We start from the raw sequence: 12284 nt of genomic DNA, 5'->3' as shown, positions 1-12284 counted from the left end.
CTTAAAGCGGTAATCTGAACTCAACCCATGAGGGATGCAACAGAGGAAAAACACTTATGACAATGAATATCACTGGCAAAAACATCGAAATCACCTCTGCAATCCGAGCTCATATTGAGAGCAAATTTAAAAAACTGGAGAAATGGCAAGTAGACCTAATTGGTTGCCAAGCAACTTTCAGTGAGGAACCAAACAAACAGAAGAAATTCGAAGCGGTTATCAAAGTTCCTAAAGGCCAGCTCATTGCCTCAGCAACTCACGAAGATCTTTACGCAGCTATCAACGAAGTGGAGCAAAAACTAGAACGACAATTGAACAAGCTGACCCACAAACCTGAAGCTCGACGTGCAAGTAAGCCTGAGCTAGTGGAAGAAGAAGAGTAAACTGAACAGATTGAGGAAATAGCGCCGAAAGGCGCTATTTTTTTGCTTGACGCTCTCCCCAGCCTTGCTTATTGTGTTTAAACACTCATAAATTAAGCACTATTTATGCATTTAACCTCACTGTTTATTTTTGACTTCTTTTTCCTCCCATAGTTGGAGGGGCGAACTCGTTTGTGAAAGAAAAGTCAAAAACAAACAGAAAGCCTCCCAAATCGGGAGGCTTTTTTATAAGGAAAGAATTGATGACTGACCAACCTATTTCCCTCGAAGAAATTCGTTTACGCTTGAATGAGTTGGATGACCAACTTCTCAGCTTATTGTCTGAGCGCCGTAAACTCAGCATTGAAGTAGCCAAAAGCAAAGTACAAACCTCAAAGCCTGTTCGCGACGCCGTCCGTGAACAGCAATTATTGGTCAAGCTGATTTCTAATGGCCAAGATAAATACGAACTTGACGCGCAGTACATCACCAAGCTTTTCCATACCATCATTGAAGACTCAGTTCTGCTTCAACAAAGTTATCTGCAAAATCTCGTTAACCCACAGCAAAGCCGTAAGCCACTTGCTCGCGTCGCTTTTTTAGGAGCCAAAGGCTCTTATTCGCACTTGGCAAGTCGCGAATACTTCAGTCGTAAAAATACGGAGCTTATCGAGCTCAACTGCGAGCACTTTAAAGAAGTGACTCAAACGGTTGAATCTGGCCATGCTGATTATGGCGTTCTGCCAATCGAAAACACCAGCTCAGGCTCTATTAATGAAGTGTATGACTTACTACAACACACGACGCTTTACATCGTTGGAGAGCTAACTCAACCAATCGAACACTGCTTGGTTGCGAAAAAAGACATTCGTCTGGAAGATATTAAAACGCTGTATTCTCACCCTCAGCCACACCAACAGTGCAGTGAGTTTTTAAGCCGTATGAAAGGGGTAAAGCTGGAATCCTGCGCGAGCACAGCAGATGCAATGCAGAAAGTCCAAGAGATGGATCGTGATGATGTGGCTGCAATTGGTAATGCATCAAGCGGTAAGCTATATGGCTTGCAAGCAATTCAAGGCAACATCGCAAACCAAACCGAAAACCATACTCGCTTTATCGTGGTTGCTCGTAAACCGGTTGAAGTTTCTACTCAGATTCCAGCAAAAACCACATTGATCATGTCGACCTCCCAAGAGGCAGGCTCATTGGTTGAAACACTATTAGTGCTGCAACGTTACGGCATCAATATGACCAAGCTGGAATCACGCCCAATTATGGGGAACCCGTGGGAAGAGATGTTCTACGTAGACTTGACATCACATCTTGCTTCGACAGAAATGCAACAGGCACTTGAAGAGCTAACAAAAATCACTAAGCACTTGAAAGTATTAGGCTGTTACCCGAGTGAGAACGTAAAGCCTACGCAAGTAAAATTGAGTTAATAGACACCAGTGAGTAAAAAGATCATGGCAACCCAAAAAGTCGTAATCGCATCGCTAAACCCAGCCAAAATTAATGCAGTTCAAAGTGCATTTCGTAATGCATTTCCGCATCAAGAATTCAACTTCGTTGGCATCAGTGTACCGAGTGAGGTTGCAGATCAGCCCATGACGAATGAAGAAACTCATCGTGGTGCGCTAAACCGCGTTAAAAACGCAAAAGTAGAGATGCCAAACGCGGATTACTATGTCGGTCTCGAAGCGGGAATTGAAGCAAACGTGACGTTTGCTTGGATGGTGGTTGAATCAGAGACTCACCGCGGTGAATCTCGTTCTGCAAGCTTAATGTTGCCGCCAAAAGTCTTGGAAAAACTCAAGGATGCGAATGAATTGGGAGATGTAATGGACGAAGTGTTTGGTACTGATAATATCAAACAGAAAGGTGGCGCTATTAGCCTGCTAACCCAAAACCAGCTAACTCGAAGCTCGGTCTATCACCAAGCCTTGATTCTGGCTTTAATTCCATTCACAAACCCTGAGCACTTTCCTTCAAATTTATAACACTCAGCCTATTCTCTAGATACGCAAAAGGGCGGATATTTCCGCCCTTTGTAATACGTTATCTTAGTCACTTGTAACACCAAGGCCTAAAAGCAAATTGGATATACTGTCTACTTAGATACTGCAACTTGTTCTAACAAGACTTTCAACTTGTCTTTTTCTTCATCAGATTTCGACTTTAGTTCGTTAGAGCCACGAGTAATGGTGGCAATGCCCACACCAAGCATCTGACTGATCTGACGTTGAGATAATTCTCCTTTAAGAAGTTCGTTAATTATATTAACGCGTGATATTAATGACTCTCTCTCATCACGTGACATCAGCATAGTTAACAGCATGTCATCTTGCTGGGTGCCCATACTTGTTCGAATTAGCTCAATAATCTGTTGCCAGTCTTTGTACTCGGGTTCGTGCGACATCAAGTTACCTCACTCAATACTTGGTATTGATCTCATGTTGATTCAAGAACGCGCCATCGATACCCAAAAGATCACGATAGTATGTTTCAAACATCAAGATGTTTTGTACATAACCGCGCGTCTCTTTAAATGGAATTGCCTCAATAAAGGCATAAGCATCCACTTTTCCTTGGGTACGCTCTCGCCACGTTTTTACTCTGTTAGGACCTGCATTATAAGCAGCAAGAGCAAAAATACGATTATTATCGTAATCCTCTAATAAACCTTGCAAATAATGGCTACCAATTTCGATATTTTTTCCTACATTGTAGAGGTCCTGCGTACCTTGATAACTCAACTTATATTTACGTGCCGTGTACTTCGCCGTCGCAGGCATGATCTGCATAAGACCACGAGCGCCAACTGGAGAGCGGGCTTCAACATCTAACGCACTTTCCTGTCGAGCGAGAGACATCATCGTGACGGGATCAATGTTGTGCTTTTTCGCATAAAAGTTAAACCACCAGCGGTGTGCTATTGGGAACCTAAGTTCGATATTATCCCACATCTGCGCTTGAATACTCGCGGTCACCGTTAGGTTATGCCAACGTTTAAATGATGCATAAGCCGCCAACATCGCCTTTTCATCTTTTCCTACGCGGCGCAGTAAGTGTGCCCATTCACTCTTCGCTGCTGCGATTTTATCCGTCGCGATCAACTCTTCGATACGAGCTAACGAGTCTTGATAGGGTTGAACAACTTTCTTATCCAACTTAACCGTATGCGTTGGGTATTTGATTGATTGTCCGATTGCATTGGCGGCAGCCACACTGTAGAAGTTTCGTTGCCCAAGCAGAGTTGCTAAACGCTGTTTCCCCGCGATGTCATCACCTAACGCTATTTCACTTCTTCCAAGCCAATATTGCCAGCGTAGCGTGGCTTGTTCTTCTTTATTTAGAACAGCAATCCACTCTTGTACGCCTTTCCAATCTGCATTTTGAATCGCTAAGCGGATGCGCGTTTCAATCAACGGTAAGTACTGACTGGTTTTCGTTTTATCATCGCGCCATTTAGCTAATGACTCAGACTCCGTACGAGTCAATCGAAATGCAATATAGTCGGCAAGTTCTTGCGCTTTTTCTGGAGAAAACTTCTGTCCTTTAATGACAGCATCGTACGCACCTTGTGCTTGGCTAGTGTTCATACGAGCCAACTTTTCTAACGCATATTCACTTTGCGCTCGATTAAAATCATTCGCAGGTTTTTTCTTCGCGAATTCCGCAACGCTTGAAGGATTATCAAACAACGCTTTCATTTCTTTGGCTTGTTGCTTTGCCTGCGCTGATTTAGGCAGTTTGAGCAAGTAACTCATCAAACCGCCATTACGAGCATCAAACGCCAGTAACATACGCTGTAGAATCAGTTCATCGGTACGCTCACCCGCCTTGTCCCATGCCGCAAATAATGGGTCACACTCATCAGCAATGCTGATGCCACGTAACCACATATGTTCAGCCCCTTTAAACGCCGCGACTTTCTTGCCTTGCTTTAATTGAGCGACGTAGAAAATACATTGGTAACGCTCACCACTAGGAATGACTTTTTGAAACTCAGTAATGGTTTTCCAATCTTTTTGCTTATAAAGATGATTGAGGTATGGAGCGCTAACTCGACGAGAAAATGGAAAAGACTCGTGCTCAGAAATAAACTCGTTCACCTGTTGTGGTGACTTTTCCGGTAACTGTCTAATAAAAGTGCGGTAATCCACATAAGGCGTTAGTGGATAGTCAGAAATTTTAGGACGAATCGAAAGGTATCCGTCGATGTCATTTTTATCTAATAAATCTTGAGCTTGCTCATATACTTCGCGCTGCTTTTCCAAACTCAGCGCGGCATTAGCACTCAAACTCATAGCACACAACGCGGCGGCGCAGCATACGTTTTTAGCCAATTCAGATACGTTGAATCTCATTTGTGTCATTTTCCCCAGACATATACTGCCCTAAAGCCTAGTTTTGTTAGAGTTCATGTGATGTTAAGGCAATTTTCACACATGCATCTATTTACACAGAATGCAGATGTCCATGTAAAGCAACTTAGTGTATTAAAAATTGTACTCGTCAAACTTTTAAGACGATGGAGACAAAGCGTTTCTAACTCGCATAGAAAACACTTCGTCATTCTTAACGAATAACAAAAGTGTATACCCTAACCGTGTAAGTTTCCGGTCAGCTCAAAATAAGAAATCCATTCGTTAGGGAAATTCTTGCAATGCGGTAACAAAAACAAAGCACTTGGTATAAAATGATGGGTTTGAATGACAGTTAATTTAGGAACGATCGGCAATGGCTGAATACGTATATACCATGTCGCGGGTGAGCAAAATTGTGCCACCTAAGCGTCAAATTCTTAAAGACATCTCTCTGAGCTTCTTCCCTGGTGCGAAAATCGGTGTTTTAGGTCTGAACGGTGCAGGTAAATCCACACTGCTACGTATCATGGCAGGTATCGACACGGATATCGACGGTGAAGCGCGTCCACAACCTGGTCTAAACGTAGGTTACCTACCTCAGGAACCAGTATTAGACGAATCAAAAACCGTTCGTGAAGTTGTTGAAGAAGCGGTTGCTGACGTTGCTGACGCTCTGAAACGTTTGGACGCAGTCTACGCAGCATACGCTGAACCAGATGCAGACTTCGACGCACTTGCAAAAGAGCAAGGCGAGCTAGAAGCCCTTATCCAAGCGAAAGATGGTCACAACCTAGAAAATGCGCTTGAGCGTGCAGCAAACGCACTACGTTTACCTGAATGGGACCAAAAAATTGCGCACCTATCAGGTGGTGAACGCCGCCGTGTGGCTATTTGTCGCTTGCTACTTTCTAAGCCAGACATGCTATTGCTTGATGAACCTACCAACCACCTAGATGCAGAATCAGTGGCTTGGCTAGAGCGCTTCTTAGTGGATTACACAGGTACCGTAGTAGCCATCACCCACGACCGTTACTTCCTAGATAACGCTGCGGGCTGGATCTTAGAACTGGACCGTGGTGAAGGTATCCCATGGGAAGGCAACTACACCTCATGGCTGGAGCAAAAAGACGCTCGTCTACAACAAGAAGCCTCCCAAGAGAGTGCTCGCCAAAAGACTATCGAGAAAGAGCTTGAGTGGGTACGTAAAAACCCTAAAGGTCGTCAAGCGAAGTCAAAAGCACGTATGGCTCGCTTTGAAGAACTGCAAAGCTCTGATCACCAAAAACGTAATGAAACCAACGAACTGTTTATCCCACCTGGTGAGCGTCTAGGTGATAAGGTTATTGAAGTGAAGAACCTGACCAAGTCATTTGACGGTCGTGTTCTGATTGATGACCTGTCATTCAGCATCCCTAAAGGTGCGATTGTTGGTATCATCGGTGCGAACGGCGCAGGTAAATCGACGCTATTCAAGATGTTAAGTGGTACTGAACAACCAGACTCGGGCACAATTGAGATGGGCGATACAGTAAAACTGGCATCGGTCGATCAGTTCCGTGACAGCATGGACGATTCTAAAACCGTATTCCAAGAGATCTCTGAAGGTGCTGATATCATTAAGATCAACAACTTCGAAATCCCAGCTCGCGCATACTGTTCACGCTTTAACTTTAAAGGCAGTGACCAACAAAAGATTATTGGTGAACTATCGGGTGGTGAGCGTAACCGTGTCCACCTTGCGAAGCTTCTTAAAGCGGGCGGCAACGTGTTGCTACTCGACGAACCAACCAACGACCTTGACGTTGAAACACTGCGTGCTCTAGAAGAAGCATTACTAGAGTTCCCTGGTTGTGCAATGGTTATCTCGCACGACCGTTGGTTCCTTGACCGTATCGCGACCCACATCATTGACTACCGTGACGAAGGCCAAGTTAACTTCTACGAAGGTAACTACACAGAGTACATGGATTGGTTGAAGAAAACATTGGGTCCTGAAGCCGCAGAACCACACCGTATCAAATACAAGCGTATTGCGAAATAATCGCAACCCACAAAGTTTGATTGTAATTTGTACAAAGGCCGCTATCATAGCGGCCTTTGTTTTCTTTGTTATAAAAAGAGCTCATTAGCCCGTCTCGTTCGTTAAGAACATGACATTGCACTTACGTCACTCTGTAGCGACCTCGACACTTTTCAAACAACAATCGAACACTTTTTGTTCGTATTGATATACTATTCAATTCTGTTTGACGACCTGACGAGAATATTCATATGACAGAGAGACGACGCTTTTCACGTATTCTCCATCAAGCTCCAGCTAAGATAGAACAACGTGACTTGGCAATTGAAGCTAGGATTCAAGATCTTTCCTTGCATGGTTTACTCATGAAAGTGGAAGAGACTGAGGCTTTGGATCCAACCCTTCCAGTCCATGTAACTTTTTCATTTGATCAATCCGAACAAGTGATTACGTTAAAAGCGCAAATTGTGAATGTTTCTAAGTGTGAGATTAGGTTGAAGATCGCTAAGGTAGACATCGAAAGCATTAGCCAACTAAAACGATTTATAGAATTGAATGTAGGCAATAACGACCTTCTGAATCGAGAGTTAGAGCACCTCTCTGGTTTTTAGGAGAAAAATAAATGAACGCCTATTTAAGTAACAATAACTATGTCTAAAAAAATCATCATGCAGATCCCGACGAAAGACGGCGATCAGCAGTTCTATTTGGGCCGCAGTTCGGTCCTAGCAGTATTTGCTTCAGTATTGGCATTACCCGCCGTCGTTGGTGGCGCGTGGTACCTTAATCAGCAGCAGATGCACAATAAAGACGAACTAACACAAATCATCGCCAAACTGGAAAGTGAAAAGGCCGAAGTGACGGCTCTTTACGAAGAACAGCTTGATACCAATCATTCGCTTTCCCAGTCTTTGACGGACAAAAACAATCAAATTCAGCTATTGGGCAAACGGGTATTCGACGTTGAATCGGTTTTAGGTCTCGCAGACGAAGAGTTGATGATCGATGAGAACAGCATGGGGTTAGAGGAGCGAATTGACGCAGCCGCTATCGATTCTGCTGTTCGAGCGACGATGTTCCGTTTGATACCAAATGACAGTCCAGTCACATACCAACGTATTTCTTCTTCTTACGGCAGTCGTATTAATCCGATTTCAGGTAAGAGGCATGTTCATACTGGTATCGATCTGACTTGTAAAAGAGGAGAAGAGATCCTGGCACCGGCTGACGGTGTGGTGGAAACCGTTCGCCCGAGCAATCGTGGTTATGGTAACTATGTCACCATTCGTCACTCATTTGGCTTTATGAGCTCCTTTGCTCATCTACAACGCTTCAAAGTGAAAAGCGGTCAGTTTGTTAGTAAAGGCGACATCATTGCTCAATGCGGTAACTCTGGCAACTCCACAGGGCCACACTTGCACTATGAAGTACGCTTCCTCGGACGAGCACTCAACCCTCAATACTTAATGGAGTGGACGCCAGAAAACTTCAATGACGTCTTTGAAAAAGAGAAAAAAGTGAAATGGGGACCTTTGGTTCAATTGATTGATAACGTTGTACGTCTACAAGTCAATTTAACCAATTCACCCTATCGCGATACCAGTATCAACACAGTATCAAGTGAAGATACGAGTAATACTGCGACGAACTGATTTGTCCATCAACACGAAAAAGAGCAGCTTACGCTGCTCTTTTTGTTTCGGACTCTGCACGGCTAAATGACCCGTGATTAGCCGCGATGAATATTATCATTCGCCTGTTTGAGTAAGTTTTGGCTCTCATTCATAAATTGTTGAGAATAAGTACCAAACCAATCACTCACCTGCTTAAAGCTTTCGATGAATCGCGCTTTGTCTCTGCTATCCAGAATCGCTACCGCATCACCTAAACGCTGATGGAATCGCTTGATCATATCGATATTCTCTTGAGAAGAGAAAATGATATCACCGTACAAGTTCGGATCCTGACCAAACAGTCGTCCCACCATCGCCAATTCAAGGCGGTAGATTGGCGAGCTTAACTTCAACAACTGATCGATGTTCGGGTTCTCTTTGCTTAGGTGCATACCGTAAGCAAACGACGTGAAGTGGCGCAACGCCTGAATCAACGTCATGCCATGATCGTGCTCTTGTGCATCGATTTGGCACAAGCTTGCGCCCCAAATTCCAAACTGTTGCAATAGCCATTGGTAATGCTCGTGACCACGACCATCACAGTACACAATAACCTGCTTGGCAAGGCTCGGAACATCTGGGCCAAACATTGGGTGTAAACCAACTACAGGACCTTGGTGCACATTCAACATTGCTTGCAGAGGCTTCGACTTGATAGAAGTCAGGTCACACAGAATGCAGTCTTGCGGCAAGTTCCCCAGTTTTTCGATCACCCCTTCCGTTAGATGAATCGGCACCGTGACCACGACTAAACCCGCGTTGTCTAGAATCTCATCCGCATGATCCCAGTCTTTACTGCCGAGAACTTTGACCTGGTAGCCCGACAATTTGAACATACGCCCAAACAGGCCACCCAATTGACCATTACCACCAATAATAACAACTGAGCGTAAATCAGGGTTCAAACACTTAAAACCGGAATCTTTCTCGCTGGCATAAGACTCACGCATTGTTCGACGCAGAATATCTTCAATAAGCTGTGGAGGAATTCCCATTTTTTCAGCTTCAGCGCGACGAGAAGCTAACATCGCCGCTTCGCGGTCTGGAGCATAAATTGGCAAACCATGTTCGCTTTTTACTTCCCCAACTTTCTCTACGAGCGCTAAACGCTGAGCCAATAGCTCCAACATTTGCTTGTCGACTGCATCAATCTGATCGCGTAATGCGTTAAGTTCAACTGCCATTGATGTTCCTTAAATCCTGTATTAATTAGCCTTTAGACGATTTTCTAAGAAAGGCACTAGCTCTTCATGTGCATGACGTAATAGTGCCTCAGTTGAATCCCAATTGATACATGCGTCAGTGATAGATACACCGTATTTCATCTCTTCAAGAGCTAAGTCAGAAGATTGATTTCCTTCATTGATATGGCTTTCAATCATAAGACCGATAATAGATTTATTGCCTTCACGGATTTGATGAATCACATCCTCCGCGACTAATGGCTGGCGACGGTAATCTTTACGTGAGTTGGCGTGACTGCAATCCACCATTAATGAAGCATCAAGACCAGATTTCGCCATCTCTTGCTCACACTCAGTGACTGATACCGAATCGTAGTTAGTTTGCTTGCCGCCACGTAAGATCACATGTCCATTAGCATTGCCCTGGGTGGTCAACAGTGCGACTTGTCCCTCACGGTTAATTCCCATAAAACGGTGGCTAGAGGACGCAGCTTGCATCGCGTTAATTGCGGTTGCCAAACTGCCATCGGTGCCATTCTTAAAACCGATTGGCATAGACAGGCCGCTTGCCATTTCACGGTGAGTTTGTGACTCCGTCGTACGAGCACCGATGGCTGCCCAGCTAAAAGTATCCGCCAAGTATTGTGGGCTAATTGGGTCTAGAGCCTCAGTCGCGAGCGGGATTTCCATCTCTGCCAACTCCACCAGAAGTTCGCGTCCAACATGCAGACCGTGTTCAATATCGAAACTGCCGTCTAGGTGTGGATCATTGATCAAGCCTTTCCAGCCGACCGTGGTGCGCGGCTTCTCAAAGTAAACACGCATAACAATATACAGTTGGTCACTTAGTTGTTCAGAGAGTGCTTTAAGTCGCTTTGCGTAATCCTTCGCCGCTTCTACGTCGTGGATAGAACATGGACCGCATACAACAAGCAGGCGGTGATCCTTCTTGTGAATAATATTAGCGATAGTTTGACGAGACTCTTGAATAAAGCGACGTGCTTTTTCACTCAAAGGAAGCTTGGTTTTTAGTTCCTCCGGAGTAATAAGAACCTGTTCTTCGATAATATTAATATTGCTCAACTCACTTTTCTGCATAACTCTAACCTGTATATTTATTTTTACACCCAACCAAACCCTTGGTGAGACAACTAAGCTTTAACGACAAGATAACAGGCTAAAAAAGAAAAACAAGCGTACATAATAAAAAACATTTAGTGTAAATTAAAGTTTACAGTTAAATAAAAAGCCAAAGCATAATTAACTTTGGCTTCTCATCGCTGTTTTGAATCTTTTACAAGAGGTTTAGCTAGTCAAGCGTTTCATCGCTTCACTCGCCGCTTTCCACTCTTGAGATAGCTTAAGTTCGCTTGGAGAAAATGACTGTTTTTTCAGTAATGCATCCGCGAGTGGCACGGTTGAAACCGGTAAGTTGTCTAATACCTCAACGTGCGCTTCTCGTTTATTACACATTAACAACATATCGCAACCAGCTCTCAATGCTTGAGCACCTCGCTCGGCTGGGCTGCCCATAATCGCAGCGCCTTCCATGGTCAAGTCATCCGAAAAAACCAAACCTTTAAAACCCAATTGCTGACGCAGGACCTGTTTTAACCAGTATTCAGAACCGCTGGCTGGTTGAGCATCATAATGTGGGAAAATCACGTGAGCAGGCATCATGGCATCTAAAATACCGGCATCAATTTGCGCTTTGAAGATCGCCATATCTTGTTCAAAAATATCACTGCGCTCGTCGTATGGTGTTTCTAGATGTGAGTCTGCAATCACGCCACCATGTCCAGGGAAGTGTTTGCCTGTCGTTGCCATGCCAACACTCTTCATTCCTTGCATATAAGCAGTGCTATAGCGAAGAATGGTATCGGCATCTTCACCGAATGCGCGGTTACCGATCGCTTTACATTGATGGCCTTGGTCAAGTACCGGGGCAAAGCTTAAATCAATATCATGGGCAATCAGCTCTGCTGCCATTAACCAACCGCCCATACGAGCAAGCTCTTCACCATTTTGATGTTTAGCGTACTCATCAGCAGCAGGAATTAATGAGAAACCTTCACGAAAGCGCTGCACTCGTCCGCCTTCTTGATCCACACCGATCAAAAACGGGCGCTTAGCCGCCTTTCGGATGGATTGAGTAAGTGCTTGAAGCTGTTCGCTATCATGATAGTTGCGAGCAAATAGAATTAAGCCACCAACCGTAGGATGCTCCAAGATTTCTTTGTCTTCAGCGGTCAGTTCATACCCCGCAACGTCAACCCATAACGGTCCCATGTTTTCTCCTCAAAATCGGCTGAATATCTCGTATTCGATGAGGTTATTCGCTTCAGATTTGCTTTACAATAAGTGAATGAAGAATTGACGAGATCGGCTATGAAATTTAACGAACTGTACATTGGTGTGATGTCTGGAACGAGTATGGATGGTGTTGATACCGCTCTAGTTGAAATAAGCGATGAGCACGTTCGCCTGATTGCGCACGACGACTACCCAATGCCCGCAGCACTAAAAGACATGCTGTTATCTGTTTGTACCGGTCAAGCAACAAATTTAAAAACCATAGGTGAACTTGACCACCAGCTCGGCCACCTATTTGCAGATGCTGTGTTACAGCTACTCAATAAGTCTGGTTACGTCGCAGAGCAAATTCATGCGATTGG

At 44.4% G+C, this 12284-nt stretch carries 12 protein-coding genes and 1 other annotated feature; of the genes, 7 read left to right on the top strand and 5 right to left on the bottom strand.

Translation table 11 applies throughout. The features are described 5' to 3' along the window. Positions 1-56: 56 nt before the first annotated feature. The 3 genes from hpf to yjjX all read left to right on the top strand — a co-directional run bounded on the left by hpf (position 57) and on the right by yjjX (position 2362). Positions 57-383 carry a ribosome hibernation-promoting factor, HPF/YfiA family gene (gene hpf / locus R7041_RS20655; RefSeq protein ID WP_005381889.1) on the top strand — a complete coding sequence of 109 codons (327 nt, stop codon included), beginning with the start codon at positions 57-59 and terminating at the stop codon, positions 381-383. A gap of 108 nt (positions 384-491) precedes the next feature. Continuing rightward, positions 492-613: a sequence feature (Phe leader region), on the top strand. A gap of 12 nt (positions 614-625) precedes the next feature. Continuing rightward, positions 626-1804: a prephenate dehydratase gene (pheA, locus tag R7041_RS20650; RefSeq protein WP_017636154.1), complete on the top strand. Its 1179-nt coding sequence runs from the start codon at positions 626-628 to the stop codon at positions 1802-1804. A 24-nt stretch (positions 1805-1828) separates the two neighbouring features. After that, complete coding sequence (gene yjjX, locus R7041_RS20645; RefSeq protein ID WP_005381891.1) at positions 1829-2362, top strand: inosine/xanthosine triphosphatase; 534 nt, start codon at positions 1829-1831, stop codon at positions 2360-2362. Positions 2363-2472: 110 nt separating this feature from the next. Here yjjX and trpR read toward each other — a convergent pair whose 3' ends face one another. Together trpR and sltY are read right to left on the bottom strand one after the other, a co-directional pair. Beyond that, the gene (trpR, locus tag R7041_RS20640) at positions 2473-2781 is read right to left on the bottom strand and encodes a trp operon repressor (protein WP_005381892.1); all 309 of its coding nucleotides are present in this window, start codon (positions 2779-2781) and stop codon (positions 2473-2475) included. 13 nt (positions 2782-2794) lie between these two features. Beyond that, on the bottom strand, positions 2795-4741 hold the full coding sequence (sltY, locus tag R7041_RS20635) for a murein transglycosylase (protein ID WP_064369001.1): 1947 nt from the start codon (positions 4739-4741) through the stop codon (positions 2795-2797). A 364-nt stretch (positions 4742-5105) separates the two neighbouring features. Between sltY and ettA the strand changes: the two genes are divergently transcribed. From ettA to R7041_RS20620, 3 genes are all read left to right on the top strand, one after another. Further along, complete coding sequence (ettA, locus tag R7041_RS20630) at positions 5106-6773, top strand: energy-dependent translational throttle protein EttA (protein ID WP_005381894.1); 1668 nt, start codon at positions 5106-5108, stop codon at positions 6771-6773. 230 nt (positions 6774-7003) lie between these two features. Further along, entirely contained in the window at positions 7004-7363 is a 360-nt protein-coding gene (locus tag R7041_RS20625) for a PilZ domain-containing protein (protein WP_031781006.1), read from the top strand. A gap of 39 nt (positions 7364-7402) precedes the next feature. After that, positions 7403-8404 carry a M23 family metallopeptidase gene (locus R7041_RS20620; protein WP_005381900.1) on the top strand — a complete coding sequence of 334 codons (1002 nt, stop codon included), beginning with the start codon at positions 7403-7405 and terminating at the stop codon, positions 8402-8404. Between the two features lie 77 nt (positions 8405-8481). On the opposite strand, the gene tyrA is transcribed toward R7041_RS20620, so the two are convergent. The 3 genes from tyrA to nagZ form a co-directional block, all read right to left on the bottom strand. Further along, positions 8482-9609, bottom strand: a complete 1128-nt coding sequence (gene tyrA / locus R7041_RS20615) for a bifunctional chorismate mutase/prephenate dehydrogenase (RefSeq protein ID WP_005381901.1) — start codon at positions 9607-9609, stop codon at positions 8482-8484. A 21-nt stretch (positions 9610-9630) separates the two neighbouring features. Then, on the bottom strand, positions 9631-10707 hold the full coding sequence (locus tag R7041_RS20610) for a 3-deoxy-7-phosphoheptulonate synthase (RefSeq protein WP_005381904.1): 1077 nt from the start codon (positions 10705-10707) through the stop codon (positions 9631-9633). Between the two features lie 207 nt (positions 10708-10914). After that, positions 10915-11898: a beta-N-acetylhexosaminidase gene (gene nagZ / locus R7041_RS20605; protein WP_064369000.1), complete on the bottom strand. Its 984-nt coding sequence runs from the start codon at positions 11896-11898 to the stop codon at positions 10915-10917. A gap of 99 nt (positions 11899-11997) precedes the next feature. Here nagZ and R7041_RS20600 point away from each other — a divergent pair. Beyond that, on the top strand, positions 11998-12284 hold a 287-nt coding region (locus tag R7041_RS20600), incomplete at its 3' end, for an anhydro-N-acetylmuramic acid kinase (protein WP_318128704.1).

This window comes from Vibrio sp. 1751 (assembly GCF_033339895.1).
Taxonomy (GTDB): Bacteria; Pseudomonadota; Gammaproteobacteria; order Enterobacterales; family Vibrionaceae; genus Vibrio; species Vibrio alginolyticus.
Note: the sequence above shows the minus strand (reverse complement) of the source record. Positions and strands in the feature narration are given on the sequence as shown.

Excerpts from the sequence above, each read along its gene's own strand:
- tyrA (WP_005381901.1), bottom strand. The coding sequence starts at position 9,609 with ATGGCAGTTGAACTTAACGCATTACGCGATCAGATTGATGCAGTCGAC.
- hpf (WP_005381889.1), top strand. The coding sequence starts at position 57 with ATGACAATGAATATCACTGGCAAAAACATCGAAATCACCTCTGCAATC.
- pheA (WP_017636154.1), top strand. The coding sequence starts at position 626 with ATGACTGACCAACCTATTTCCCTCGAAGAAATTCGTTTACGCTTGAAT.
- nagZ (WP_064369000.1), bottom strand. The coding sequence starts at position 11,898 with ATGGGACCGTTATGGGTTGACGTTGCGGGGTATGAACTGACCGCTGAA.
- R7041_RS20620 (WP_005381900.1), top strand. The coding sequence starts at position 7,403 with ATGTCTAAAAAAATCATCATGCAGATCCCGACGAAAGACGGCGATCAG.
- sltY (WP_064369001.1), bottom strand. The coding sequence starts at position 4,741 with ATGACACAAATGAGATTCAACGTATCTGAATTGGCTAAAAACGTATGC.
- R7041_RS20610 (WP_005381904.1), bottom strand. The coding sequence starts at position 10,707 with ATGCAGAAAAGTGAGTTGAGCAATATTAATATTATCGAAGAACAGGTT.
- yjjX (WP_005381891.1), top strand. The coding sequence starts at position 1,829 with ATGGCAACCCAAAAAGTCGTAATCGCATCGCTAAACCCAGCCAAAATT.
- ettA (WP_005381894.1), top strand. The coding sequence starts at position 5,106 with ATGGCTGAATACGTATATACCATGTCGCGGGTGAGCAAAATTGTGCCA.
- trpR (WP_005381892.1), bottom strand. The coding sequence starts at position 2,781 with ATGTCGCACGAACCCGAGTACAAAGACTGGCAACAGATTATTGAGCTA.
- R7041_RS20625 (WP_031781006.1), top strand. The coding sequence starts at position 7,004 with ATGACAGAGAGACGACGCTTTTCACGTATTCTCCATCAAGCTCCAGCT.